The 25,851-nt window shown below is 64.8% G+C and carries 25 protein-coding genes and 1 tRNA gene; 13 read left to right on the top strand and 13 right to left on the bottom strand.

From position 1 onward, the window contains the following. Together MMB17_RS05005 and MMB17_RS05000 are read right to left on the bottom strand one after the other, a co-directional pair. Positions 1-1,596, bottom strand: coding sequence for a DHA2 family efflux MFS transporter permease subunit (locus MMB17_RS05005; RefSeq protein WP_238313780.1), 1,596 nt, complete (start codon positions 1,594-1,596; stop codon positions 1-3). Positions 1,597-1,601: 5 nt separating this feature from the next. Further along, entirely contained in the window at positions 1,602-2,825 is a 1,224-nt protein-coding gene (locus MMB17_RS05000) for an HlyD family secretion protein (RefSeq protein ID WP_241101294.1), read from the bottom strand. A 121-nt stretch (positions 2,826-2,946) separates the two neighbouring features. Here MMB17_RS05000 and MMB17_RS04995 point away from each other — a divergent pair, with 121 nt between their 5' ends. The 3 genes from MMB17_RS04995 to MMB17_RS04985 all read left to right on the top strand — a co-directional run bounded on the left by MMB17_RS04995 (position 2,947) and on the right by MMB17_RS04985 (position 5,372). After that, the gene (locus MMB17_RS04995) at positions 2,947-3,594 is read left to right on the top strand and encodes a TetR/AcrR family transcriptional regulator (protein WP_241101293.1); all 648 of its coding nucleotides are present in this window, start codon (positions 2,947-2,949) and stop codon (positions 3,592-3,594) included. Positions 3,595-3,710: 116 nt separating this feature from the next. Then, a complete protein-coding gene (locus MMB17_RS04990; RefSeq protein ID WP_241101292.1) occupies positions 3,711-4,355 on the top strand; it encodes a DUF47 domain-containing protein in 645 nt (214 codons plus the stop codon). A gap of 9 nt (positions 4,356-4,364) precedes the next feature. Further along, positions 4,365-5,372: an inorganic phosphate transporter gene (locus MMB17_RS04985; protein WP_241101291.1), complete on the top strand. Its 1,008-nt coding sequence runs from the start codon at positions 4,365-4,367 to the stop codon at positions 5,370-5,372. A gap of 7 nt (positions 5,373-5,379) precedes the next feature. Here MMB17_RS04985 and MMB17_RS04980 read toward each other — a convergent pair whose 3' ends face one another. Together MMB17_RS04980 and MMB17_RS04975 are read right to left on the bottom strand one after the other, a co-directional pair. Next, positions 5,380-5,955: a sigma-70 family RNA polymerase sigma factor gene (locus MMB17_RS04980; protein ID WP_241101290.1), complete on the bottom strand. Its 576-nt coding sequence runs from the start codon at positions 5,953-5,955 to the stop codon at positions 5,380-5,382. Continuing rightward, positions 5,952-6,173, bottom strand: coding sequence for a NepR family anti-sigma factor (locus MMB17_RS04975; protein WP_241101289.1), 222 nt, complete (start codon positions 6,171-6,173; stop codon positions 5,952-5,954). Before MMB17_RS04975 ends, MMB17_RS04980 begins: the two co-directional genes overlap by 4 nt. Positions 6,174-6,534: 361 nt before the next feature. Between MMB17_RS04975 and MMB17_RS04970 the strand changes: the two genes are divergently transcribed. Beyond that, positions 6,535-6,610, top strand: a tRNA-Thr gene (locus MMB17_RS04970). A 310-nt stretch (positions 6,611-6,920) separates the two neighbouring features. Here MMB17_RS04970 and MMB17_RS04965 read toward each other — a convergent pair. Beyond that, the gene (locus tag MMB17_RS04965) at positions 6,921-7,847 is read right to left on the bottom strand and encodes a hypothetical protein (RefSeq protein ID WP_241101288.1); all 927 of its coding nucleotides are present in this window, start codon (positions 7,845-7,847) and stop codon (positions 6,921-6,923) included. Between the two features lie 106 nt (positions 7,848-7,953). Between MMB17_RS04965 and MMB17_RS04960 the strand changes: the two genes are divergently transcribed. After that, positions 7,954-8,289, top strand: a complete 336-nt coding sequence (locus tag MMB17_RS04960) for a helix-turn-helix domain-containing protein (RefSeq protein WP_241101287.1) — start codon at positions 7,954-7,956, stop codon at positions 8,287-8,289. 236 nt (positions 8,290-8,525) lie between these two features. On the opposite strand, the gene MMB17_RS04955 is transcribed toward MMB17_RS04960, so the two are convergent. The 4 genes from MMB17_RS04955 to MMB17_RS04940 form a co-directional block, all read right to left on the bottom strand. Beyond that, positions 8,526-9,368: an ADP-ribosylglycohydrolase family protein gene (locus MMB17_RS04955; RefSeq protein ID WP_241101286.1), complete on the bottom strand. Its 843-nt coding sequence runs from the start codon at positions 9,366-9,368 to the stop codon at positions 8,526-8,528. A 498-nt stretch (positions 9,369-9,866) separates the two neighbouring features. Beyond that, complete coding sequence (locus MMB17_RS04950) at positions 9,867-10,307, bottom strand: helix-turn-helix domain-containing protein (RefSeq protein ID WP_241101285.1); 441 nt, start codon at positions 10,305-10,307, stop codon at positions 9,867-9,869. 586 nt (positions 10,308-10,893) lie between these two features. After that, entirely contained in the window at positions 10,894-11,595 is a 702-nt protein-coding gene (locus tag MMB17_RS04945) for a hypothetical protein (protein WP_241101284.1), read from the bottom strand. Between the two features lie 86 nt (positions 11,596-11,681). Continuing rightward, a complete protein-coding gene (locus tag MMB17_RS04940; protein ID WP_241101283.1) occupies positions 11,682-11,975 on the bottom strand; it encodes a hypothetical protein in 294 nt (97 codons plus the stop codon). 138 nt (positions 11,976-12,113) lie between these two features. Between MMB17_RS04940 and MMB17_RS04935 the strand changes: the two genes are divergently transcribed. Further along, positions 12,114-12,839: a hypothetical protein gene (locus tag MMB17_RS04935; RefSeq protein WP_241101282.1), complete on the top strand. Its 726-nt coding sequence runs from the start codon at positions 12,114-12,116 to the stop codon at positions 12,837-12,839. Positions 12,840-13,023: 184 nt separating this feature from the next. After that, a protein-coding gene (locus MMB17_RS04930) for an IS630 family transposase (RefSeq protein ID WP_241101281.1) occupies positions 13,024-13,985 on the top strand; the annotation gives its coding sequence in 2 pieces (ribosomal slippage) (positions 13,024-13,372 and positions 13,372-13,985; 963 coding nt in all). 95 nt (positions 13,986-14,080) lie between these two features. Here MMB17_RS04930 and MMB17_RS04925 read toward each other — a convergent pair. Continuing rightward, positions 14,081-15,094: a DNA-methyltransferase gene (locus tag MMB17_RS04925; RefSeq protein WP_241101280.1), complete on the bottom strand. Its 1,014-nt coding sequence runs from the start codon at positions 15,092-15,094 to the stop codon at positions 14,081-14,083. 64 nt (positions 15,095-15,158) lie between these two features. On the opposite strand from MMB17_RS04925, the gene MMB17_RS04920 reads away from it, so the two are divergent. Together MMB17_RS04920 and MMB17_RS04915 are read left to right on the top strand one after the other, a co-directional pair. Further along, complete coding sequence (locus MMB17_RS04920; RefSeq protein WP_338041767.1) at positions 15,159-15,401, top strand: helix-turn-helix domain-containing protein; 243 nt, start codon at positions 15,159-15,161, stop codon at positions 15,399-15,401. Continuing rightward, positions 15,401-16,027, top strand: coding sequence for a PDDEXK family nuclease (locus tag MMB17_RS04915; protein WP_241101279.1), 627 nt, complete (start codon positions 15,401-15,403; stop codon positions 16,025-16,027). Before MMB17_RS04920 ends, MMB17_RS04915 begins: the two co-directional genes overlap by 1 nt. Before the next feature lie 408 nt (positions 16,028-16,435). On the opposite strand, the gene MMB17_RS04910 is transcribed toward MMB17_RS04915, so the two are convergent. Continuing rightward, a complete protein-coding gene (locus tag MMB17_RS04910; RefSeq protein ID WP_241101278.1) occupies positions 16,436-16,996 on the bottom strand; it encodes a recombinase family protein in 561 nt (186 codons plus the stop codon). 289 nt (positions 16,997-17,285) lie between these two features. On the opposite strand from MMB17_RS04910, the gene MMB17_RS04905 reads away from it, so the two are divergent. From MMB17_RS04905 to MMB17_RS04895, 3 genes are read left to right on the top strand one after another with little or no spacing between them, the layout of a single operon-like run. Next, positions 17,286-18,614 (top strand): hypothetical protein, encoded by a 1,329-nt coding sequence (locus MMB17_RS04905; RefSeq protein ID WP_241101277.1) that lies wholly within the window; start codon positions 17,286-17,288, stop codon positions 18,612-18,614. Then, complete coding sequence (locus MMB17_RS04900; RefSeq protein WP_241101276.1) at positions 18,611-19,144, top strand: hypothetical protein; 534 nt, start codon at positions 18,611-18,613, stop codon at positions 19,142-19,144. The genes MMB17_RS04905 and MMB17_RS04900 overlap by 4 nt, the downstream gene beginning before the upstream one ends. Continuing rightward, positions 19,141-21,162, top strand: coding sequence for an AAA family ATPase (locus tag MMB17_RS04895; RefSeq protein ID WP_241101275.1), 2,022 nt, complete (start codon positions 19,141-19,143; stop codon positions 21,160-21,162). Before MMB17_RS04900 ends, MMB17_RS04895 begins: the two co-directional genes overlap by 4 nt. 423 nt (positions 21,163-21,585) lie before the next feature. On the opposite strand, the gene MMB17_RS04890 is transcribed toward MMB17_RS04895, so the two are convergent. Continuing rightward, a complete protein-coding gene (locus MMB17_RS04890; RefSeq protein WP_241101274.1) occupies positions 21,586-21,744 on the bottom strand; it encodes a hypothetical protein in 159 nt (52 codons plus the stop codon). Positions 21,745-22,229: 485 nt separating this feature from the next. Here MMB17_RS04890 and MMB17_RS04885 point away from each other — a divergent pair, with 485 nt between their 5' ends. Further along, a complete protein-coding gene (locus MMB17_RS04885) occupies positions 22,230-23,384 on the top strand; it encodes a tyrosine-type recombinase/integrase (RefSeq protein ID WP_241101273.1) in 1,155 nt (384 codons plus the stop codon). A gap of 151 nt (positions 23,385-23,535) precedes the next feature. On the opposite strand, the gene MMB17_RS04880 is transcribed toward MMB17_RS04885, so the two are convergent. After that, positions 23,536-25,842: a Tex family protein gene (locus MMB17_RS04880; RefSeq protein WP_241101272.1), complete on the bottom strand. Its 2,307-nt coding sequence runs from the start codon at positions 25,840-25,842 to the stop codon at positions 23,536-23,538. Positions 25,843-25,851 lie beyond the last annotated feature (9 nt).

Raw genomic sequence — 25,851 nt, 5'->3', positions numbered from 1 at the left:
TCAGTGGCCGCCGCCCCCGGCGCCCGCCCGCGGCCGGCGGATCAGCGGCGTGGCGCAGGCCATGGCCAGGAACAGGCCGGTGAGGACGAGGAACACGTCCTCGAAGCTCATCACGAGGCCCTGGACGCGCACGGTGTTCGTCATGGCCTTGAGCGCCATGCCGCCGGCGTCGCCGCCGAGCACCTCGAACTGCTTGCGCATGGTCTCGAGCCGCTCGAGCGCCGCGGTGTTGGACCAGCTGAAGCGCTCGTGCAGCCGGGCGAGATGCAGGTCCCAGCGGTCGTTCAGGAGCGTGTTGATCAGCGCGAGGCCGACCGCGCCGCCGAGATTGCGGGTGAGGTTGTAGAGGCCCGAGGCGTTCTTCATCCGCTCCGGGGGCAGGGTGCCCAGCGCGATGTTGTTGATCGGGATCATGCACAGCATCAGCGAGCAGCCGCGCAGGACCTGCGGCCAGAGCAGCTCCCAGAAATCCCAGTCCTTGGTGAGCCCGGTGACGATCCAGGTGCCGAAGGCGAAGCCCGAAAAACCCATCGCCATCAGCAGGCGCGGATCGGCCTTGCTCAGGAAGCGGCCGGCGATCGGGGCGGTCGCGAACATGCAGAGCCCCGAGACGAACATCGTCTCGCCGATCTGCAGGGCCGAGTAGCCGCGCACCCGGGCGAGATAGACCGGGTAGAGATAGGTGAGCCCGTAGAGGCCGATGCCGAGCACGAAGCTCGCGACGCAGCCGGCGGCGAAGTTGCGGTCGGAGAAGGCGCGCAGATCCACGATCGGCTGGCGCGCGGTGAAGGCGCGGGCGAAGAACAGCAGGCCCGAGACCGCGCAGACGAGGGCGCAGGCGAACACCGCCTCGTCCTGCAGCCAGTCGTGGTTCGGCCCTTCCTCCAGCACGTATTCGAGGCAGCCGAGGAAGCCCGCCATGAAGGCGAGGCCCGCCCAGTCGAAATGGTCGAGGAGCTTCAGGTTCGGCTTGTCGAAATCGACGAGCAGGATGGTCGCGACCGTGACGAAGAGGCCGGGCACCACGTTGATGAGGAACAGCCAGTGCCAGGAGAACAGGTCGGTGAGGTAGCCGCCGACCGTGGGGCCGATGGTGGGGGCGAGCGTCGCCACGAGGCCGATCATCGGGGAGACGATGGGGCGCTTGGAGGGCGGGAAGATCGTGAAGGCGGAGGCGAACACGGTCGGGATCATGCCGCCGCCGATGAAGCCCTGGAGCGCCCGCCACACGATCATCTGGTCGATGGTCGAGGAGGTGGCGCACATCAGGCTCATCAGGGTGAACCCGCCCGCCGAGATCGCGAACATCCAGCGGGTCGAGAGCACCCGGGAGAGCGTGCCCGAGAGCGGGATCGAGATGACCTCGGCGATGAGGTAGCTCGTCTGCACCCAGGGGATCTCGTCGCCGGAGGCCGAGAGGCCGGCCTGGATCTCGTTGAGCGAGGCCGAGACGATCTGGATGTCCAGGATCGCCATGAACATCCCGAACACCATGCACAGGAACGCCACCATGCGGCGGCGGTCGAGGGGCGGCTCGGCCGGGCGCGCGGCGGGAGGTGCTCCGGCGCTCGGGGCGAGGGCGGCCGTGGCGGCCATGGCGGTCAGTCCCGCGGGCCCGCGTGGGCGGTGCGCAGCAGCGGGGCCTGCGCGCCCTCGCGGGTATCGACGCGCACCACCACCGAGAGGCCCGGGCGCAGCAAGCCCTCGCGGGCGACGTCGTCGGGCACATGCACCCGCACGGGCAGGCGCTGCACGATCTTGGTGAAGTTGCCGGTCGCGTTGTCCGGCGGCAGCAGGGAGAAGACCGAGCCCGAGGCCGGCGACAGGAATTCCACGGTGCCGACGATGTCCCGGTCGGGATAGGCGTCGACATGGATGTGCACGGGCTGGCCCGGGCGCACCCGCTCGACCTGCGTCTCCTTGAAGTTCGCGTCCACCCGCACGCTCTGGAGCGGCACCAGGGCGGCGATGCGCGAGCCCGGGGCGACATAGGCCCCGGCCTCCACCGCCTTGTTGCCGACGACCCCGTCGAAGGGCGCGCGGATCACGGTGAAGTCGAGGTCGCGCCGGGCCCGGTCGGCCGCGGTGCGCAGCTCCGCGGCGAGGTTCTCCGCCTCCCGCTTCTGGGCCTGCAGCACGTCGACATTGGCCTTCGCCGCGACAAGGGCGGCCTCCGCCCCCTTCACCGCCGCCTCCGTGCGGTCGCGGTCGGCCTTGGCCTGGTCGATGCGCGACTTGGCGACGTAGTCGGCCTGGATCTGCGTGGCGCGGACATAGTCGGCGGCGGCGCGCACGGCATCGGCCCTGGCCGCCTCGACCTGGGCCGCGCTCTGGCCGACCTGGGCCTGCGCCGCCTCGGCCTGGCGGCCGATGCGCGCGATCGTGCTCTCCTGCGTGGCGAGCTTGTCCTGTGCCGCCTGCAGGGCCAGGCGGTAATCGCCGTCGTCGAGCCGGGCGATCACGTCGCCCTGCTTCACGGATTGCCCGTTCACGACGGGCACCGCCTGGAGGTAGCCGGAGATCTTGGCGGCCAGGACCGAGATGTCGGCCTGGACATAGGCGTCGTCCGTCGCGACGAAGAAGCGCCCGACCGTCCACCACTGCCAACCCTCGTAGCCGCCGCCGGCGAGCGCCGCCGCGAGCAGGGCCGTCAGGACCAGCTTCCGGCGGGAGCGCTTCGCGGGCGCCGGCAGCGGCGGGGCGAGTGCGGTCTCCGGGGCGGCGTCGGGGGCCGGCGCGGGCAGGGGCGCCCTGCGCGGCTCGGCCTCGCCGCGGCTCTCGATGACCGGCTCGTCGCGCCGCGTCTCGTCCTCGCGAAGGGACATGTCTGGCTCCGGAACCCTCTCTGACCGAACCGTTCGGTCAATGAGCGATGCGGCTTGACCCGCAGGTGGCTGACGGCCTATCTAATCTGACTGAACGGTTCGGTCAATGGAACTTCGCGTCATGTCCGTGCAAGCGGCGATCCAGGGAGACGGCGCGGCCCGCGCCGCCGCCGAGAGCGACAAGCGCCGCCAGATCCTGGAAGGCGCCCGCCAGGTCTTCATGGCCTTCGGTTTCGACGGGGCCAGCATGGGCGAGATCGCCCGGGCCGCCGGCGTCTCCAAGGGCACCCTCTACGTCTATTTCGCGAGCAAGGAGGATCTGTTCGAGGCCCTGACCCTCGAGCAGAAGCGCGGCCTCGCCGAGGCCCTGTTCAAGCTCGACCCGGAGGATCCCGACGTGCGCGGGGCCCTGACCCAGCTCGCCGAGACCTATCTCTCCGAGCTGGCCAAGCCCCAGCACATCTCCCTCGTGCGCATGGTGATCGGGGCGACGGAAAAATTTCCCCGCTTCGGGCAGGCCTTCTACGAGGCGGGACCCGCCTGCGGCATCGGCCGGCTCGCCGACTATCTCGACCGTCAGGTCGCCGCGGGGCGCCTGCGCAAGGCCGACACCGAACTCGCCGCCAAGCATTTCCTGCATCTCTGCCAGGCCGGCCTGCTGACGCGCCTGCTCTTCGCGGCCGGCGGGCCGCCGACCCGGGCGGAGATGGAGCAGCGGGTGGGGGAGGCGGTCCGGGTCTTCCTGGCCGGTTACGGGCCGGAGCTCTGACCGCGTCGCGCGCATTCCGGAAACGCATGCTCTTGACGCGGCGATATGCCGACTAAGTGTGCGATGTTGCGCCGGCTCCGCTTCCTGCGGCGGCGGCTTTTCTTCCGCGAGGTCCGATGCTCGGCTGGTTTCGTGCGCTGATGCCGCGGGAGGACCGCTTCTTCGTGCTGTTCGAGCGTCATTCGCGCACCCTGGTCTCGGGCGCCGAGGCGCTGGAAGCCCTGCTCGCCGGCGGCGAGGCGGTGGCCGAACATTGCCGCACCATCGTGGCCCGGGAGGAGGAGGCGGACACCATCACGGCGGAGGTGCTGCTCGCCGTGCGCCGCAGCTTCATCACCCCCTTCGACCGCGGCGACATCAAGGACCTGATCCAGTCGATGGACGATGCCATCGACCAGATGCACAAGACCGTGAAGACCATCACCCTCTACGAGCAGCACGCCTTCGAGCCGCTGATGCGGGAGATGGGCGGCACGGTGGTGGAGGCGGCCAAGCTGACGGCCCAGGCCGTGCCGCTGCTCAGCGCGATCGGCAGCAATGCCGGCCGTCTCCAGGAGATCACGGAGGCGATCACCCGGGTCGAGGGCCGCTCGGACGAATTGCACGAGGCGGGCCTGCGCGCCCTCTACCGGGGCAAGGGGCGCGCCGACCCGATGGCCTACATGATCGGCCGCGAGATCTACGACCACCTGGAGAAGACGGTGGACCGCTTCGAGGACGTCGCCAACGAGATCAGCGGCATCGTCATCGAGAACGTGTGAGGGCGGCCCGTGCAAAGCGTCCAGCTCGCCCTGCCCTGGCTGATCGGGCTGATCGGCATCGCCCTCCTGTTCGACTTCCTGAACGGGCTGCACGATGCGGCCAATTCCATCGCCACCATCGTCTCGACGCGGGTGCTGCGGCCGCAATACGCCGTGCTCTGGGCGGCCTTCTTCAACTTCATCGCGTTCCTGTTCTTCGGGCTGCACGTGGCCCAGACGCTCGGCACCGGCATCGTCGATGCCGCGATCGTCGATCCGCGGCTGATCTTCAGCGCGCTGATGGGGGCGATCGCCTGGAACGTGATCACCTGGGTGCTCGGCATCCCCTCGAGCTCCTCCCACGCCCTGATCGGCGGCCTCGTCGGCGCGGGTATCGCCAAGGGCGGCCTCGGGGCGGTGGTCTGGGGCGGCCTGACCAAGACGGCCGCCGCGATCGTGCTCTCCCCCCTCGTCGGCTTCGTCCTGGCTCTGCTCCTGGTTCTCGCGGTCTCCTGGATCTTCGTCCGGCAGACGCCGTTCGCGGTCGATTCGACCTTCCGCGTCCTGCAATTCGCCTCGGCCTCGCTCTATTCCCTCGGCCATGGCGGCAACGACGCCCAGAAGACCATGGGCATCATCGCGGTGCTGCTCTACTCGCAGGGCCATCTCGGCGAGGGCTTCCACGTGCCGCTCTGGGTCGTGCTCGCCTGCCAGGCGGCCATGGCCCTCGGCACCCTGCTGGGCGGCTGGCGCATCGTCCACACCATGGGCTCGAAGATCACCCGGCTGAACCCGATGCAGGGCTTCTGCGCCGAGACCGGGGGCGCCCTGACCCTGTTCATGGCCACGGGGCTCGGCATCCCGGTCTCCACCACCCACACCATCACCGGCGCCATCGTCGGGGTCGGCGCCGCCCGGCGCACCTCCGCCGTGCGCTGGGGCGTGGCCAGCAACATCGTCGTCGCCTGGGTGCTGACCTTGCCGGCCGCGGCGCTGATCGCGGCGGGCACCTACCTCCTCACGGCCCTCTTCGGCTGAGCCCGGCTCAGGGCGCGCCGCCGAGGGCGGCCCGGGTCAGGCCGTCGGCGCCGATATCGTCCGTGCCCTGCATGCCGAGCGCCTCGATCAGGCGCCCCCGCGCCCGGCTGACCCGGCTCTTCACCGTGCCCACGGCCACGCCGCAGATCGCGGCGGCCTCCTCGTAGGTGAAGTTCTGGGCGCCCACCAGGATCAGCGCCTCGCGCTGGCTGTAGGGCAGGCGATCGAGGGCCACGCGGAACTCGCCCATCTCCACCCGGATCTCCTGCTCCGGCAGGCTCGACAGCCGCGCGGCATGGGCGCCGTCGGCATCCTCGATCTCGCGCTTGCGCTTGCGCTGCTCGGAATAGAACAGGTTGCGCAGGATCGTGAACAGCCAGGCGGTGAGGTTCGTGCCCCGGCGGAAGCTGTCCGCCTTGGTCCAGGCCCGCACCAGCGTGTCCTGCACGAGGTCGTCGCTGCGGTCGAGGTCGTAGGTCAGGGAGAAGGCGAAGGCGCGCAGCGCGGGAATCGCGGCGAGCAGGAGCTCGCGCATCTCCGCATCGACGAGGCCGGCGGCGGGGGTGAGCGGCTGGGTCATCATGAGCCCTCCTTGCTCGTCGGGGCGGCGGGCAAGGCCGCGATCAGCGCGGTGAAGCGCTCGGGCAGGGGCTCGTCGAGGAGGCCGCCATAGAGCGCGCGCAACGCGCGGCCGATGCGTTGGCGCGCGGCCGCTTCGAGGCCGCGGCCGTCCGGTCGCCGGGGCCGCCCGGCCGGGGGTGGGCACGGTGCGTCCGTGCGTCCGTCGCGATCCCTCGTCATCTCTCCTCACCACCGGGCCGCGGTCGTTTCCGGCAGCGATGGGACGGCTCGGCCTGCCGGCCGGCCCGTCGGGCCCGTGCGTCGGCTGTTCTTCGAGGGGAGGCTGCTATCGGGGTGCGATTTAACCCCGTCTGAAACCGCTATTCAGACTTTCTTCATCGGCCCGGTCATGATGAAGCCGTGAAGACGGGGAATGTTTCCGGATGTTTCCCGCGGCGCAAGCACATCTTGCCGGAATGACTTGCGCGCAACTGATCTAAGCTTGACCATGATACACGGAGCCGCCCGGCGGCTCCGGACCCTTCGCCCGGAGCGACGGCTTGCGCGGGGCTGCGCCGGCTGTTAGCGGATTCGCGGTTTCGCCGGTTTAGCTCAGTTGGTAGAGCAACCGCCTTGTAAGCGGTAGGTCGCGAGTTCAAGTCCCGCAACCGGCACCATCCTAACCCGTTGTACCCATTGAAAGATGGTTCCGCTTCGGGGGAGCGCCGCTCTCACGTCAGTCGGAACTGAGCGGGAACAAACGGTTTAATTGGCACTGTTTCGGGACGGATGCTCCCGAAAAATCCCCGAACCAGTTCCGGGCATGTTCCCGCAGCGAGTGGCCGTCCATCCTCATCCTGATTGGGCTACAGGCATCACCAAATGTGAGCAACGTTGCCGAACAGCAACGCTTCATCTGTTCGCAGAAGGTGCGATTCGATCTGCCGGTGAAGGCGTCCCGCAATTAATTGCGGGCCGAGATCATCTTCACCGAGCCTCCGCGGACTGGCGGGCTCGCATCTCATCGACAGAGTAAAAACCCATCCAGAACGGGATGCCAGCGTTGGTGCTGTCGGGGGCATAGACCGTTCGCCGACCACCGTCAGATGCTCGAATGCGCAGCACGGCCACCGGCATGTGACCGTCGAAGCTCTCCTTGATCCACTCCACGGCCGTGCCTGCTTGATGGATACGACAAGCCGTGATGCTCTCGGCCCAATTCCGGTCCTTGGCACGCATGGCGTCGCCGGCATCTTTGGCCGCGTAGGGGTGCGTGCAGAAAGGCACCTCGGTCCGAGTCCTCACGAAGGGGTAGCCTGAAGCCGTAAGAAGGACGCCACGATAGCCCATGCTGGTGCCGAACTCGGAATTGAATGGCGGCTGGTGATCAAGAGGAGCCGGTATTGCCAGTTCAGTGATCGCCTCGGAGGCTTCTCGGGCATCCTTCCTGCGTTGTGCCCGCTCCGCCGCATCAGCAGCGTCCCGCTCAGCCTGAGCGGCTTTCTCCTTTGCGGCCTTTTCGGCGAGCCGCTTCTGCTCGACGCGCTCTCGGACACCCTGGGCGTCGGCATAGAAGGCCTTCGCGTCAGTAATGCCAGCCTCCTGCGCCAAGCGTCTATCCGCGGCGGTGTTAAAGCCGGCGGCGATGGCGGCCTTCTCGATCGAGTGACCGAACAGGAAAAGCATCGGAATACCTATCACCAGCCCACCGATGACCAGTGGAAGGCTCATTCGACGGTGCCGTCGGAACGGTAGGAGTAGCAGGCCTAGAAAGAAGGCCAGGGCCGAAGCGAGAACCGCAAAACCCATCAGATCCATGAGGGCTTCCATGGTGCAGGTCAGCTGCCATTTCAGATGCTCCGGCTGCGAAGCAACACGGATGCGCGTTACGGATGAATGGCCCCAACCGTACAACGGTGCCGAATTTTCCGCAAACAGATTGCGGATTAGAAGGTGATAGCAATTAGCTTCACTGCTGTGCTCTGCCGTCCCGTCCTACGCCTCCATCCCGGAGAGCGGGATGGACGAGCTTCGCAAACGGTTCGGGCTGCGTGTGGCCGCTCATCGCAGACGTAAGGGGCTGACGCAGGAGGCTTTGGCGAGTGCTTCCGATCTGAGCGTCGATATGATCTCGAAGATCGAGAGCGGCGGCACTGGCGCCCGGTTTGGCGCGATCGAGAGGTTGGCCGCAGCGCTGGAAGTCGACCCAAGTGAGCTGTTCCTGCCGCCTGGAGGAATAGGTTCAAGGCACCCTGAGACGTTGACAGAGATCGCTTCGAGGTTGGCGCCTCTATCGGATGCTGAGTTGCTCTGGGTGAAGGGTATCCTCGATGCCATCCTAAGGCCGAGGAGGTAGAGTTTCATCTGTACCCCTCAAGACGTTGGAGGTCGCCAGTACACCGTCAAGCTGCGGGGCAAGGCTCGCGCAACTAATTGCGGATGTTGGCCGGCACCCACCTGCCGGCATCCTCGACCCCGGCGCGCGCTGCTCGAACAGGGCAGGCAGAGCGTGAGCGATCCGGTCGATCGACTTGACGGATGTGGCTGCCGCATAGGCTGCGCAATTAATTGCGCGCAGCCGGACCACGATCCTTATCCTCGTAGGAGGAACAGGGACGATGCGAGCGACGCGAACCGGGTGTGCCACGCGAGACCGGTGCACCACGGCTGCGGGATGGTGGTGTAGCCATAGATCGCCCCGGCGAGCTGGCCGGTGATGGCCCCGACCGTGTCGCTGTCGTCGCCGAGGTTGACTGCGAGCAGCACCGCGTCCTCGAAGGTCTCGGTGTTGGCAATCGCCCACTTGGCGGCGTGCAGGGAGGCCGGCGCGTGGCCGGAGGAGATGACCTGTTCGCGCGGGAAACCCTTCAGGCCGTCGAAGGTGATCCGCCTTCCCTCGATCGCCTCCCACAGGATCGAGGCCATTTCCTGCGCGGCCGCGATGCACACGGGGGAGGCGTGCGTGGTCTGCGACTGCGCCGTGGCCACAACGACCGCATCCAACTCCGTGCGGGCCACGAGGACGGCGGGCACGAGCCGCATCAGGGCGCCGTTGCCCTGGGCGTCCTCGTCGACGTTGTTGCGGCACGAGCCGGCGGTCTCGAACGCCTCGATCGCGGCGACCGTCTGGTTGCCGATGTCGAAGCATCGCCCCGTCACGTAGTTGTGGCCCGTCCGGTAGGAGGCGGCGACCCGGGTGAGAAAGTCGGCCGGGTCGAATACGCCTTCGCTCTCGACGAGGCTATCGGCAAGGCAGAGCGCTTGAGTGCCGTCGTCGGTGAACTGGCCGGCCTTGAGGCGGTGCGGGCCGCCGGCGCGGTAGCCGGTCACGGGCGGGAGGCTGTCGCGCTGGGAGAACTCGATCGGTGCTCCGAGAGCATCGCCCACGGCCAATCCCACCATCGCTCCTCTTGCCCGGTCGAGCTGCTTGTCCATCGTCCCGGGCCTCCTTGGCCCTTTCACACTCGGTTGCGGGTGCTTGTTCGGTTGGCGGCTGAGCCCCTTCGAGCCACCGCAAAATTTCTGGCGCCCCCTCACGGCCCCCTCGGTGACCCCTTGGCAGGCTTGGGGGAGGGGACATGCCTCTGTGAGAGGGGGTAGGATTACCACTAGGGCATTCACTAGGAGATGCTGTAGGTTTCTCTATAGGCTATGCAGGGTATTGGTATCGACCAAGTTATTGGTTTTAGGCTGTTTTCCGCCAAAGTTCGATTGAGCAGGGTTGGAGGGGTTTGCCCCCGAATTGCGCGGATTTTTCCGCTATTTTTCGTGTCTCTGGATCGTGTCTCTGGAGGGACGGGGACGCACGAAAATCAGGTGAGGGATACGACCAATGGGCATCCTCGGGGCCGCCTCGCTCGGAGGAGGGACCCGGGCTGACCCGCAATTAATTGCAAACCGCAGATTGGCCCGGGATGGTAAGCAGGCGAAGGGTCAAGCTGCCTTTGGAAGAGCGAGTTTGACCGTGCCGGCCGCTTTGGAGGTCAGCTCGATCTTCTTGGCGGTCTGCGCGATGGCGAGGACCGCGGCCAACGCGGCTTGGCGCATCTCGGGGCTCAGGATCTTGTGGTAGGCCAGGAGAAGTTCGGCCGAACCAGGGGTATCCACCAAGCCGACGCTGAGTGCACTCGCGTTAGGAGTGCCTGGGGCGTCCTTGGCCACGAGCTGGTTGACCGATACGCCGAGCTTCTTCGCGATGGCCACAAGTCGCTCGGCCGCGATCCGGTTGGTTCCCTTCTCGTACTTCTGGATCTGCTGGAAGGTGACACCGACCGCTTCGCCGAGCTGCTTCTGCGACAGGCCTCTCAGCCTACGCAGGTGCGCGATGCGCAGCCCGAGAAACGGGTTTTCTCCAATGCCCTTCGGTTGTTCCATTGCACATTCTCCCGCCGCAAAACCATCATCCCGAGACTGAACGCCGAGGAATGCCTAAGCGTCCTGATCTCATTCAGATTATACGATACAGATTCAATCTAGTGGAGTGGGTATGCGTCGTTTTACGAAAAATTTGGGAAAGACACGCAGTGGCCGTTCATCACGACTTGTTTTGTGCAATTAATTGCAATGAATATGCGGCGAACGAGGTTGGAGTGCCGCGTCGAGCTACGTGAGAGGACACCTCTAGCGTGACTTTATGTGCCCGGTGACCCGCATATAGGCGCTGCGCTTCTCAACCGAGAAGTGGCCGACTGGCTTCAGGAAGGTCGCGATTTTGTCGAGTGCGTCCAGCCACTCGATGACACGCGGCGCAGTCGAGAACAGCCGACCCTCTGCGCGGGGATCGCGAGCGGTCATGGCGGCAGAATGCGCGTTCTTCCTCGCCGCAGCCGCCTTCCTCGCCGCAGCCGCACCTCTCCCATCGTCTAGGATGGCTCAGGATGGCTTGTGTTGGTCAGTTGGCTGTTGGGTAGCTAACGGGCCTTCGTTGGCCGTCTGTGGCCTTCTGAGGCCATTCCAGGGGCTATCGTCGGGCGGGGTCCTGCCAATTTATGGCCTTGGTCCCCGGGAACAGCCCGGTCGTGCTCTTGATCGCCAGCATCTCTGCGGCGGTCATGCCCTTCTTCTCGGCCATCGAAAATTTCGAGGGGGCTTTGGGGGAGATCTTCTTCGAGGCCTGCACGAGAGAATTTCCTTTTTTCGTAATACGAATTTCTTCGATTTTCGAGGAAGGTTCCTTACCCGAAAAATGAAGGTCTCCGACCTCGGGTTTTGCCTCTATCTTCGTAGAAGGAGATTTATCTCCTTCGGAGAAGGTAGAGGTATCCATAAGGGACCTATGATCTAGGGGTTGGCCTTTTGGGGCCATCCTGGAAGGGGCGGCTTCCTCGGTGTTTTTCGGGGCTCGGTAGCTCCCGAGAAGGGCCTCCGCGCGGGGTAGGAGCCGGTAGCGCATCACGGCGTCGCGGTCGCGTCCGAAGCGGTGCTGCGAGGTCTCGACGAGGCCTTTGGCCTTGAGCTTCTCCAGGGCGCCGCGCAGCTCCTTGTCCGTGAACCCGATCTCCTCCCCGAGCTGGCCCCGCGGCTTGGCGCGCCACTCCTGCCCGTGCACGACCCGTGTGCCCTTCTTCCACCAGTAGAGAAGCTGATCGAGAACGATCGCGGCCTTGTGGCAGCCGCACATCTCGAACCGCTGCTTGTGCGGGCTCGTGTAGATCGAAGACATCGGGATCTCTTGGCGTCGAGATGGCGCGTAAAGGCCCCCAGGAGCGCCCTGGAGGCCGTTGATGCGTTTCGGGCTGTCCTAGGACCCTAATCGTCCTCTTCGCCGCCCTCAGGGCTCTCAGAGGCTTTCTGAGCCTTGGCGAGGTTCGCCAGGAACTCGTTCTCCAGGGTGAAGCTGCCGGCCTTCGGTTTGGGCATGGCGTCGGCGATGACCGTGTGCTTGTCGGCCGCGTCCTTGAGCTTCTCCAGGGAGACCGTTTGGCTCTTCCCCGGTGTGAGGCGGCGTTTAGGGGCATGCCGAGGGCCGAGATCCCAGGGACCTGCGCAATTAATTGCGGGAAGTCTGCGCGCCGCTTCTTGCGGCACCGCCCGTGCCCGCATAGCTTATCGGCGGGGTTAGGCACCTCTGACTTGTCGCCGGGTCAAACGCCTCTCAGTTCGAGACATTCCACAGCCTGCATCCCTTCTTTGGGTGGCAGTTAATCGGCGATCTGCGTGCCCTGAACCGGAGATGCTGCTGTGTTCACGCTACATATCGCTATTACCCGTCCGTCCGTGGACGCCATCAAGGCGGACCTGACTAAGAACCTCTCGGAGGTGAAGTCCTCGCATCGCTGTGAGGCTATGGCACGAGCCTTCGGCTTCCGGACCTACGCGTCCATCCTGGCCGCCACCGCAGATGGTGCGGATGCCGGCCGGCGAAAGGCCGATGGCCAGCTCTTTGCTGGGTATCTCGTCGAGCGCGGCTTCGCGGTCGATACCAGCATCTTCCACCGGGCTGTGGGGCGCATCGCCTTGAGCGAGATCATGGCTCGTGAGCCCCAACTGAACACAGGAGGGATCGGAGCTGGTGATCGTAGGCGCGTGAACGGCTTGCCGGAGACAGTTGATGACCGTCAGCGCCGGGTTGAAGACAGGCGTGCCGACTTCATGAGCGACTACGGCGTGGAGGAGTTTCTGCGTGCCCTCGTCTTCGTCAAACGGGTGAAGCTCATCAAGCGGATCGATCGGCAGGCGTACAGCTACGAACTGAAGCACCTCGCCGAAAAGGCAATGTGCACCTATCCCGAGGGCCAACAGCTCGGCCCGCACTACGTCTCGAACGGTGCTCTCATTGCGGCTGCGATCTATGCCGGTTTCACACACCGGCAGATCGATGCTGGCGCACGGACGCCGAGCCTGAACGCGAACTTCAACATGTCCCCGCGTTCGATCCGCGAGTTGCGGGCTGAACTCAGGCCGTAAGGCGATTGAGCGTTCCACCAGCGTTCGGGGATGGGGCGGCAGTTAATGCCCCATCCTCTGTCGAGAGCAACGTTCCTGGCCGTGGTGGGCCTTGTCGAAGGCAGGCTAGAGCCGGTCCCGGACGGCTTGCGACGGCTTGCGACGGGTTAGCGGGTGGCGCGTTGACAGGTGAAGGAGCACGCCGATGCCTTCACCTCTGTCCGTCGACTTACGCGAGCGTGTCGTGGCTGCTGTGGCGGCAGGTGCCTCGTGCCACCGAGCGGCAGCTCGCTTCGGGGTCAGCGTGTCGAGCGCCAGCCGCTGGTCGCAGCGCGCCCACCAAGAGGGCCATGTCGCGCCCAAGCCGATGGGCGGCGCTCACACCTCGAAGCGCATTGAGGCGCATGCCGGGCTGATCCTGGCGACCTCCGAGCAGGAGCCGCGTCTCTTCCTGCGCGAGTTGCGCGACCGACTGGCTGAGCAGGGCGTGCAGACCAGCACGAGTGGCCTGTCGCGCTTCTTCCAGCGGCACCGGATCACCTGGAAAAAGGGGCGACGCACGCAGCTGAGCAGGAGCGCGCGGACGTAAGAGCGGCACGCGAGGCGTGGTTCGAGGCGCAGCCCGAGCTCGATCCGGACCGGCTGGTGTTCCTGGACGAGACGGCGGCTGCCACTAACATGGCGCGGCGCTACGGTTGGGCGCTACGCGGCGAGCGCTGCCGGCTTGCAGCCCCGCAGGGACACTACAAAACCACGACCATCACGGCCGCCTTGCGCACGAGCGGGCTGTGCGCGACCGCGCTGTTGGACGGTCCCACGAACGGCAGGCGCTTTTGCAGCTACGTCACCGAGACCTTGGTCCCGGACCTGCAGCCTGGTGACATCGTCGTCATGGACAACCTGCCAGCCCACAAGGTCGCAGGCGTGCAGGACGCGATTGAGGCTGCAGGAGCGCGGCTGCTCTACCTTCCGTCCTACAGCCCTGATTTCAACCCGATTGAGCAAGCCTTCGCGAAGCTCAAGGCGCTGCTACGCAGTGCGGCAGCCCGCACGATCCCGGATCTCTGGGCGGCGATCCGTCAGGCATTCACGCGCTTCACGCCGCAGGAGTGCCGCAACTACCTCGCCGCAGCCGGCTACGAGAACGACTTGGCCGTCGCTACCTGACCGGGAACAGCTCTAGTTCGTTGGCCAGATAAGCGGTCACGAGCCTCGGGCTTTTGGAGCCAGCTTCTATGCCCTCTCACACGAAGCCCTTCAGGCTATTCGGCCGCGTTCCTGAAGCCGAGGCTCGCCTGCTTGACGGCAGAAGAGAGGTCGAGCGGCCGACCCTGCTCGATCGCCCGATAGCCTGCCTCAAGCTCCGCTGGAGTTGATGCTAGGTCCATGAACCGGAATACACTTTCTGCGACGTATTCCTGCCGCTCTTCGAACGCGAGCCAGCGGCGCTCCTCGGCTTGTGCGACCTGCCCGGTAGTGTTCGACCCGGCGAAGATATCAAGGACGAGATCGCCGGGCTCCGTTAGAAAGCGGATGAAGAACTCAGGAAGCTTAGATGGGAACCGAGCTGGGTGGCTCTTCGCTCCAACGAGCTTGCAGCCCGCGAGGTATTTGCCGTTGGACTCCGTGTTCGGAATGGTGATGAGGTTCGGCGGAATTGCTCCCCCGTTGTCTTTTCCAAATGAGCTCCCGATGTCATGCCCAGATGGCCGTAACTTTGGTGTATAGAATTTTGCTGGGTCTTTAATGAGGGTTTTCATTCGTTCGCTGTATGGGGCGAGCACCTTAGAAACATTAGCCTTCGGCCATTCGGTTTTTCCAAACCACCAGACCGTATTTACGGCATCTTTTGCACGAAGCTTTCTTTTGTTAACCCACTCAATTGGACTCGGAAGTTTCGAGGGATTGTACCAATAGAAATCTTGTGCGAGGAAATAACCTAGCTCATCGCAGAAGCGGATCGGTATCCGGAAATTGTAGAGGCTACGAGAAGGAGCTCCCTTCTGGTAGGAGCCGCCAACGTCAATGACGAAGCTGCCCGTATCCTTTAACTTTGGCTTCACGAGCTCCGCGAATTCCATAAGCCAGTTCAGATACTCTGCCTGATCTAGGTTACCGTAAGCCTTTTGCCGCTGAAGCGCGAAAGGCGGCGAGGTCATCACCAGGTCAAGGCAGCCGTCCGGCAACTGCTTGAGCAGGTCACGGGAATCCCCAACGTAGGATGCACCGAGATCGGTGCTGTAGGCCGGGTTTCTATCGAAGGTAGGCAGTACCAAGTAACCCTCCTATCACACTCATCGTGTGTAGACCGATTCCTGCGGGTCCCACAACCGTCGCACCGTGAATGACACGACCGACGTCCATGAACGTAGCCTATCCGCACGGCAAGCGGTCGCCGATAACGTTCGGCGGCTGCGGCTTCAACGCGGGTTATCCCAGGAGGAGTTGGCGTCCCAGGCCGGACTCCACCGCAACTACGTCGGCGGCATTGAGCGCGGAGAGCGCAACGTTTCCGTTGATAACATCGGCCGCCTCGCCCGTGCGCTTGGTGTAACGCCCTCCACGTTGTTGGAGGGTGCGTGATGGCGGCTAAACGGCATCCCGAGTGGGAGCGCCTACAGGGCCTTCTTCCCGCGGTTCTTGAATATCAGAAGCTGGCGACAGAGCACGGTATCAACGACATATTCCAGGACAATGGGGGCAAAATCCTCCAAATGTTGTTCGCACTCAACCTTCAAGGCCTGCCCGGTCGTGAAGGTAATGATGCAGTAGATGCTGATGGCATTGAGTATGAATTGAAGAGCGTTAACATTGTGCTCACGCCGAACTTCAGCACCCATCATCACATAAATCCGACAATCATCGCCAAGTATAAACAGGTAGGGTGGTATTTTGCTGTCTTCCAAGACATCGAAATGCGTCGGATTTATCATGTTGGAACCGACAAACTAATCGCGATTTTCGATCAATGGGAAGAGAAGTGGTATCGCGAGGGTAAGGACATCAACAATCCGAAAATCCCGCTGACCTTCGTCATGGAGCATGGAACCCTCGTCTACGAAGACGGCAAGCCCTTCGACCCCGCGGAAGCTGCGAAATTGCGCGCCGCGCGCAAGCGAGAAGCAGCCCGCATCAAAGCTGAGGCCGATGAGCGTGCTGGAAAACCTCCGGTGCCGAAGAAGACGCAGGGGCGCTCACCGAAGAGGTAGCCTGCACTCATTTCGTGCCGGAACCCGTTTGGTCACGCAGGCTCTGAATTTTTTAGCTTATTGGCTTCGAGCATCACGACGGCTTTGAAGGGTTTGCTGAACTCGACTTCGTAGGCAGCGCCGTTCTCGTGGACAAGAACGATGGCTCCCCGAGAGCCTGCTGGCAGGGGTCGCTCGTCGCTCAGGGTGACATAGGCTGAGCACGGCCATGCACAGCTCACGGAGTAGACCGCGTGCGCGGGCGAGATCCGAAAAAGCTATCTGTTGCGAAGTGGGTCGAGTTTGTCCGGGCCATTTTACACCCTGGCTCAGCCATAGGACGGAAACACCCGAGCGGGTTGCCCAACGATTTTCGGCTCAGAGCTGCAACGAACATAGCACAAGAACGCTTCCGCAATTAATTGCGCGTCAGCCGGTCAATCGGCAGGCTCGTTTCACGCTCGCCGCCGAGATGCCAAAATGTACGGCCGTGACGGCGATGCTGGCCGCATGCTCCTTGCGCCAAGCAGCGACTGAGCTGTCGTCGATCGCCTTCCTCTGGCCGAGCGCCTTTCCTTCGGCTTTCGCACGCTGGATACCGGCCATCTGCCGAGCCTTGATATTGGAGCGCTCCAGCTCGGCCACAGCGGCCAGCATGGTCAGCATGGCCTTGCCGATCGGGGTTGAGAGGTCGAAGCCCTCGCGTAGGCTGATGATGGCAACGCCCTTTGCTTGAAGGGCCTCAACGGTCGCCAGGACATCGAGGGTGTCGCGGCCGAGGCGATCGACGGCACCAACGATCAGGGTGTCGCCCTTCCGGGCGTATTTGAGCAGAGCCGAGAAGCCCGGACGATCAAGGGCACGCACGACTCCTGATAAGCCCTCATCGCAGAACCACTCCTCGACCTTATGGATCTGCTCAATGCTGTGCCGCTGGGCCTCGACGCTTTGGTCGCCCGTGCTGACCCTGACATACCCGATCGTCGACATACCGCTCAGCCTTGGCTCACAATGTATGGCTCAAGACGTAGAGGGTGGATCAGCTTATATCAACACCTTTGAGCCACCTTTGTAGGTCAAGCTCAGGCTAGGCTCACAGGGTGTACCTTTTGAGCCTGGCCGTGTCAGTTGCCATTGCAGTCATGGATTATGACTCGCGCTTCGTACCTACCGTGACCAGCTCCTTTCCGAGCTTTGCCGCCGACCGGCCTGGGCTGGCGCATGCACGAACGAATGGTAAACATGTGCTCGTGGAGTTTCACGAGGGTCTACGATCGCTATGAGGGAGATCAGCGTCGACGAAGGTGTCGCACTCGCGTTCGACGCGCTCCTGAACGACCGGCTGGCAATGCTGTGCGGTGCCGGACTGTCGATGGCCTCGCCGAGCGATCTACCAAGCGCCGCCACCCTCGCCGCGGCGGCCAAGCGCAAGTACGATGCTCGCTACGGCACTTCGCGCTTGCCCCTTCCGCAGGGCATTGAGGAGCAGGCCGAGTTCTTCTTCCGACAGGGTGATCTCGGCACAGTCTACCTGCGCACCTACATCGACAAAGATGCGTTCGCGGGGCCACCTAACCCCGGGCACGAAGCAGTTGCCGATCTCCTTCTCGTACGCGGCATTCAGACAGCGGTTTCGACAAACGTTGACGTGATGATCGAGACGGCCGGGCAGATGCTTTTCGGCCAAATCGGAGTTGGCACCTGCCGCGACAGTGTCGCCCGCTTGCAGCCCGATGTTTCGCCCCTCCTGAAAGTCCACGGCTGCTGGAACTTAAACGCTGCTGAGACCGTGTGGGCACCGAGTCAGGTCACAGCCGAACCGATCGCGAGTCGCATCGCTGGTAGCGCCGACTGGATGCAGGTACGCCTTCTCGACCGCGACTTAGTCATCGTCGGATATTTCACCGATTGGGACTACCTGAACGGCGTGCTGGAGCAAACGCTCGGTCGGGTCCGACCCGCCCGGGTGATCGTCGTGGACCCGAGCGACGGTGCTTGGCTCGCTAAAAAGGCGCCGGATCTCTACGCTCTTGGCGGCAAAACCAGCACCGCTTTCCTGCACGTCAACGCATCGGGGGACGAGTTCCTAGCCCGCTTGCGCCTCGCGTTCTCGACGAGTTTCGTGCGCAGTGTGTTGCACAGTGGTGCCCAGGCGTATGAGGATTATACGGGTGCGCCGCCCGACTCTGCTTGGATGGAACCTGGGCCGGCGGACAACGAGGCGCTTTGGCAGGTTCGGCGCGACCTTGAGGGCCGCAGGCCTGGGCAGCCAGCAATCGCGCGCACGCCTGCTGATGAACCCGTCTTGGGCCTAACACTCATCCAGCTTCGCGCGCGTGGCGCCGTTGCCGATGGGCCTCATTGGCTGATCGACGGGCGCCGCATACGCATTTTGCGTGCGGCAAATCAAATGCTTCACCAAGTCCAAGGTGCTTACGCCCGCGAACAGCCGCCCCTCATCGCCCCCGACGTTACCGTCGCGGTTGGTGCCGAGCCGAGTACTCTGCCCGCCCATATCGTGCGTGGCGGGGCGTCCGGCTCGATCGTGCGCAGCAGCGGCGGGCGGTGGCTCACGCGGCCTGAGGCCGTGACGGAGTTCAAACTGTGATCAACATTGTCGCCGAGTGCCCACACCTCTTCATGGAGGCGGAGATCGCGACCTCGCTGGTGGCAGCGGATCATCCAGCTCTTGCGTTCGAAGGTGCGACAGTCCTGGGCTTCCTCTTGGCCTACCCAGATGCGGCGGTGCTTCTCGCATGTTGGCAGCGGGACGCGGGTGCGCTCGTCGCTGCTCATCAGTTCGGGCTGCGTCGCGCCCAGGCGAAAGCCTGGAATACCTATATGGTCCTACTGGCCGCTGGTGCGCCGACCGACGGCGAGCAGGTTGCTTTGAGCGCTATCGAGGAGGACCTCGGCGGGACCCGCAAGATCGCCCGCGGCGGCATCGTCACCCTCGACAGCCTACGCTCCGCTCTCTTGCCATTGCTGCCAATCCAGAACGCTCCCCGCCTTGAGCCCGTCGATATGGGGGACGAGATCCGCCTACGCACCACAGAATTGCCAGACCGGGCTGTCGAGGCCTTCCTATCGCATGCGCCTGTGGCGGTTGTGGTCCAAGCGCTGGAGGAACTGCCGTGAGACTCGCCTACGTTGATGTCTGTGGCTTCCGCGGTTACCGTAGACGCTTGCGCCTCGACTTTGCCGACGCCTTCACCGTGATTGAGGGCCGCAACGGTGTCGGCAAGAGCACGGTGTGCGACGCAGTCGAGTTTGCACTCACCGGCACCATCAGCAAGTATCCTGAGGCCAAAGCGGGCCGAGAAACGGTCGCTGACTATATCTGGTGGAGTGGCGAGGGTCCGGCGCCCGAGGCCCACTACGTCGAGGTCGGCTTCCACGACGAAGATGAGCTTTTCGTCGTCCGGCGGGAGCAGATCGCCGCCTTCGACGAGGCAAGCCTTTCCGTTGTAGTTGACCGGCTTTGTGACAGGGCCATGCGTCCGAGCCACCCCGTGGCACAGTTGTGTAAGGCCTCGATCATCCGGGACGAGCACATCGCGGCGCTGAGCCTCGATCTGAGCGAGACCGATCGTTACGCACTTTTGCGCGACGCGATCGGCGCGACGGACGCGGATGAGTGGGTCGAGCGCGGGCGCCAACTCGTTCTACTCGCTAAGAAGCGGCGTGACGCGGCCAACGCAGAGGCCGAAGCTGCCGCCCGTGAGGCCGCGCAGGCAGCCAGGCGGATCGATGAGCTGCGCGCGGCGATTGCTGAAGAGGGCACCGTGGCCAGCGCCGTTGCCCGACTCCAAGCTTTGATCGGCAGCACTGCGCCTGCCGACAGCATGGCTGAGGTGGCGCGCATGGCTATCGTTGAGCGGGCCCAGCGGGAGGACGAGATGCAGTCCCTCCGCGCCGGTTGGGTGGACTACGAGACTGCAAAGGCATCCCTGGCGGACTTGGTCAGCGCTGTAGCTGACACCCAGCAGACGCTTGTCGTACGACAGCTCGAACTCGAAGACCTGCTGCAGGCCATGGTCGACGATGCGATGCAGGATTTCTCCGAGCGCGCGCGCGATCTTGCAGCCTTGGCAGACCTCGGGCGCCATATCGGACTGAACGACGGGTGCTGCCCTCTGTGCGCGAGTGGAGTGTCACACGACGCGTTCGCGCGCGGCATCGCCGCTGCCGAGGAATTGGCGAGTCAGCTTGATGCTCGGGCTGTCGCGCGGGAAGCCACACTTGCCCAGCGGCGGATGGCGGAAGCCGATCTCGCGATCGCAACGGCCGCTGCGAGACGAGCCGCCAACGAAGCAGAGGCCGCTCGGCAGACCGTCGGCGCCTTCGAGGCGCAGCTGAGACAAGCTGGGTTTGCACCCGATCGGGCGCGCAGTGCCGTTGATGCTGAGCTTGAGCGTCTAGGCGCCGAGCTCGGGCGGATACGTGAGGACCTGCGCGTCGTCGAGACACTTAGGACGAACATCGCACTGGAGCGCGCCGTTGCGGCCGAGCAGGCGGCCCGGACCGCGTATGCCAAAGCGCAGGAGCGACTCGGAGTAGCCCGGCTCGCGGAGACGCGCGCACAGGCGCTTCATGACGGCGCGCGGCGTGCGGCGGGCGAGACGCTAGATCAGCGGCTTGACCGTGTACTGCCACTCATGACGGAGCTGTTTCGGCGACTGCGCCCTCACCCGCTATGGAGTGACATCGACTATAAGATCCGAGGCGACGTGCGTCGCTTCTTGAAGCTCCAAGTCGGCGACGAGCTCAACCCGCAGTTCATTTTCTCAAGCGGTCAGCGACGCGCCACAGGGCTAGCCTTCCTCCTGTCAGTAAACCTGTCTCTCGCCTGGAGCCGCTGGCGCACGATCCTTCTTGATGATCCCGTCCAGCACGTTGACGACTTCCGAAGCGTGCACTTGGCAGAGGTTATCGCGCAGCTCGTTGGCGCCGGGCGACAGATTGTGTGCGTGGTCGAGGACCCAGCGTTAGCTGACCACCTCTGCCGACGGCTACCGGTCACGGCGCCCGGCAAGGGCGCGCGCGTGACACTCGGTCCCGATGCGGACGGTGCGCTCGCCTTGCTCGACCACCGGACGCTTGTTCCAATGGCGGGAGCGGCGCTGGTAGGCGAACCCACGCGGGCCGCTGGCTGAGCGAATGCGTTGCGCAATTGATTGCACGCCCAAACGAAGCTGCGCTGGGGCCTATCTGATCCGCCGGCCGTCCTCGGGGACAGCGGACAGGTCGACGCTGTAACCCTTCGCTGCAAGGGCTTCGAGGACGAGGTACTTCACCGTCACGCGCCGATTGAGCACTTCCTGGTGGGGCCGTCCAGATAGCGTCCGGGACCTCAGAAAACGTGAGAGCCGTCCCTCTGGCAGGAGCAGATGGTTTTTGGGTGCTTGGTCAACAGGCAGAGGTGTCTCTGCAGGGGGCTCAGCCCGCGTCTGGGGTGCGGATGATGGGCGAGTAAACCCGAGATCCCCTGTTGCAGCTGCAAGCTGGTGCGCGTCTTCAGCGGAGATGCGCCGCAACGGTTTGAGGGGCTGGCTGGAGGGTGGGCTTTATCTGCTCGCTCATGCTGCCTCTGCCTGCTGGGCCGCCAAGACTTCGAGCAGTTCGCCGACGGTGCCGGTAACTTCGATCGGCGCCTTTGGATCACCATCAGGATGCGCCTGAGCGGCGCCCGTGAAGAGAATGGCTTGGTAGGCGATCTGCTCGGCGATCTCAATCAAGGCCAGTATGCTCGCGCTCCGAATTGTCTGAGGTACCTTTCGATCCATGTCGCGGCATCGGTTTGATGCTCATGCTGGAACATCGCAACTTTGCGCAATCAATTGCGCGGCGCTGCTGGTTTTTTCCAGCGACTCTGCAGGCAGGTGTTGCCGAACCCGGCGGTCATGGTAGTCTCGCGAGTATTGCAACCCTGCACGCCACCTGGGCCAGACACGGCACCGTGCCTGAATGCTTTAGCGTGCGAAAGAGAGATCGTGACAGATGACGATGTTCCCGCGCCTATCGCGGTAGCGTTTGCCGGCCGCCCAATTCTATCCGTCAAAGAAGTTTGCAGCTTGTTGCGGATGGATGCAAAGACACTGCGCAAGCATTGTCGTGCCGGGAATATCCGCTTTATCCTCAAGGGAATAGGTGAGTCGAGGCCGAGACGGGAGTTCATGCTCTCTGATGTGATGGGTTTCCTTGAAAACAGGTCTCGGATCGAATGTCTATCTACCGGCCAAAGGGCTCGCCGTACTACCATTTCGACTTCCAGTGCGGAAGTGTTCGATTTCACGGCTCGACGAAACAAACAGAGCGCCGTCTCGCGGAAGCGGTAGAGCGCGCTGAACGGAAAAGCGCGATCGCGTCGGTTGGGGCCGCGCGTGCACGTGCGGTGGGCGCCATGACCTTCAACGCCGCGGCGGGCAGATATTGGAAAGAGGTTGGGCAACACATCGCGACCGCATCGGAGACCGAGCGCAACATCGAGAGGCTCGTCGAATGGATCGGCAAGGACACGCTCGTTGCCGACGTCACAGACGAACTGGTCGCGCGTTTGGTTGCCCGGCGGCGGGGACAGTATCGTCGCGGTGAGAAGCGGCTGGGTCTTATCTCCGCGGCGCAGGTGAATCGGTCGGTCACGCAGTTGCTACGTCGGATTCTGACGCGCGCCCGCAAGGTCTGGAAGGAGCCACTGCCTGCGGAGCCGAACTGGACAGCGCACCTTCTTCCTGAGCCGCGGGAACGGACTAGGGAGTTGTCGTATCAGGAAGAGGAGCGTCTCGAAGGGATTGAGCGGGCTGATTATCAGCCTGCACGCCTCTTCGCTCAGATCACCGGCCTCAGGCGGCGGGAGGTGGTTTCGTTGACATGGTCGCAGATCGATTTCGACGCCGATGTGATTCGCGTGGTCGGCAAGGGTGACAAGCCGCACATCATCCCGATCACCCCAGACCTGCACGCGCTCCTATGGCCTCTCCGGAAGCACCACCAGACAAGCGTCTTCACGTACGTCTGCCAGCGGACGCGTGTTGAACCTCGCACCCGACGGCACCTGGTTGCAGGCGAGCGTTACCCGCTCACCTACTGGGGGCTTGGCTCGGAAATGCGGCGCGCGCTTGAGAAGGCCGAGGTTCCAGATTTCCGCATCCATGACTTGAGGCATACCGGGGCAACTCGCACCCTACGTGCGACCGGTAACCTGAAGCTGGTGCAGAAGCTTCTGAATCATTCGAGTTTGCGAGTGACGGAGAAATATGCGCACGCGAGCCTCGACGATCTACGGGATGCGATGATGCAGACTGCCTCGGATGATCGGAGACGTCGCACGAAGTCCCGGAAAAACTCCCAAATTACGGCGCTCGATTGGGAAAAATGACGAACCATCAAATGGTTGTGTAGGGCTTGCAACCGCCTTGTAAGCGGTCGGTCGCGAGTTCGAGTCCCGCAACCGGCACCACTTTTTCCGATGGGCGTCGACGTTTCGCGGCCGGGTTTCGACCTTCGGCCGCGATTCCGTTCCGGGCGGGTCAGCGGCCGGGGCGGGGCGTGGCGCGGCGGAACGCGTCGGCAAGGGCGCCGCCTTGGCTCGGCTCCGGGGAGGGCTTCGGAGCCGCCGGCCGGGCGCCGGGCCGCGGGCCGGGGGCCGGTGCTGCGCGGTCGATTGGATCGTCGAGGCGCATGGACAGCGAGATCCGCTTGCGCGGCACGTCGACGGCGAGGACGAGGACGCGCACCACGTCGCCCGCCTTCACCACCTCCGCGGGCGAGGCGATCCGCCGGCGCGCCATCGCCGAGATATGGACCAGGCCGTCCTGGTGCACGCCGATATCGACGAAGGCGCCGAAGGCGGCCACGTTCGTCACCACGCCCTCGAGCTGCTGGCCGGGCTTCAGGTCGGTGATCGTCTCGACCCCCTCCTGGAAGGTCGCGGTCCTGAAGGCCGGGCGCGGATCGCGGCCCGGCTTCTCCAGCTCGGCGATGATGTCGCGCACCGTGGGCACGCCGAAGCGCTCGTCGGCGAAGGCGGCGGGCGCGAGCGTCGCCAGCACGGCGCCGTTGCCGATCAGCACGCGGATGTCGCTCTTCGTCGCCTCCAGGATGCGGCGCACGACCGGATAGGCCTCCGGATGGACGCCGGAGCGGTCGAGGGGGTTCTCGCCGCCCTGGATGCGCAGGAACCCGGCCGCCAGCTCGAAGGTCTTCGGCCCGAGCCCGGCCACCTTCTTGAGGGCGGCCCGGCTGCGGAACGGGCCGTTCGCGTCGCGATGGGACACGATGTTGGCGGCGACCGTGGCGCTGAGCCCGGAGACCTGGGCCAGCAGCGCCGGCGAGGCCGTGTTCACGTCGACGCCGACGGCGTTCACCGCATCCTCGACGACGACCGAGAGCGACTTCGACAGCTTGGTCTCGCCGACATCGTGCTGGTACTGGCCGACGCCGATCGACTTCGGGTCGATCTTCACGAGCTCGGCCAGCGGGTCCTGCAGGCGGCGGGCGATCGAGACCGCGCCGCGATGCGAGACGTCGAGGCCGGGCAGCTCGCGGCTGGCGATCTCGGAGGCCGAGTAGACCGAGGCGCCCGCTTCCGAGACCATGACCTTGGTCATCTTGAGATCCGGGTTGGCGGCCAGGATCTCGGCGGCGAGCCTGTCGGTCTCGCGGGAGGCGGTGCCGTTGCCGATCGCGATCAGCTCGACCCCGTGCTGGCGGCAGAGCCGGCCGAGGCTCTGCACGCTCTCCTGCCAGCGGCGCTGCGGCTCGTGCGGATAGGTGGTCTCGACGGCGACGACCTTGCCGGTGGCATCGACCACCGCGACCTTCACGCCGTTGCGGTAGCCGGGATCGAGCCCCAACGTGGTCCGCCCGCCGGCGGGGGCGGCGAGCAGCAGGTCCTTGAGGTTGCCGGCGAAGACCTTCACGGCCTCGCTCTCGGCCTTCTCGAACAGGCGGGCGCGCAGGTCGGCCTTGATCCCGGTCCGGATCTTCGTGCGCCAGGCGGCGCGCACGGTGTCGAGGAGCCAGCGGTCGCCGGGGCGGCCCTGGGCCGCGATGCGGTAGCGGCGGCCGATGGCGAGCTCGAACGGGCCCGGCTGGCCCGCCGGCATGTCCTCGCCCTCGGCGGCGAGATCGAGGTCGAGAACCTCCTCCTTCTCGCCCCGGAACAGGGCGAGGATCCGGTGCGAGGGCATGCGCTCCAGGCGCTCGCTCCAGTCGAAGTAATCCGCGAACTTGGCGCCGGCCGCGTCCTTGCCCTTGCGGACCTTGGAGACCGCGCTGCCGCCGCGCCAGAAATCCTCGCGCAGGCGCCCGACGAGGTCGGCATCCTCCGAGAAGCGCTCGACGAGGATGTGCCGGGCGCCCTCCAGGGCCTCGTCCACCCCCGGCACGCCCTTGGCCGCCGAGACGTAGCTTCCCGCGGCCGTGCGGGGATCGAGCGCCGGATTGGCGAGGAGCGTCTCCGCGAGGGGTCCGAGGCCGGCCTCGCGGGCGATCTGCGCCTTGGTGCGGCGCTTCGGCTTGTAGGGAAGATAGATGTCCTCCAGCCGCGCCTTGGTATCGGCCGCGGCGATGGCGGCGGCGAGCTCCGGCGTGAGCTTGCCCTGGGCGCGGATGCTCTCGGTCACGGTCGCGCGCCGGTCCTGGAGCTCGCGCAGGTAGCCGAGGCGCTCCTCCAGGGTGCGCAGCTGCGCATCGTCGAGGGAGCCGGTCGCTTCCTTGCGGTATCGGGCGATGAACGGGACGGTCGCACCCCCGTCGAGCAGCTCGACGGCGGCCGCGACCTGCGCCTCGCGCACCCCGAGTTCCTGGGCGATCAGCCGGTTCACGGATGTCATGGTCTCTCC

The sequence above is a fragment of the Methylobacterium organophilum genome (assembly GCF_022533465.1).
In the GTDB taxonomy this organism is placed as follows: domain Bacteria; phylum Pseudomonadota; class Alphaproteobacteria; order Rhizobiales; family Beijerinckiaceae; genus Methylobacterium; species Methylobacterium organophilum.
This window is presented reverse-complemented; position numbering and strand designations above follow the sequence as displayed.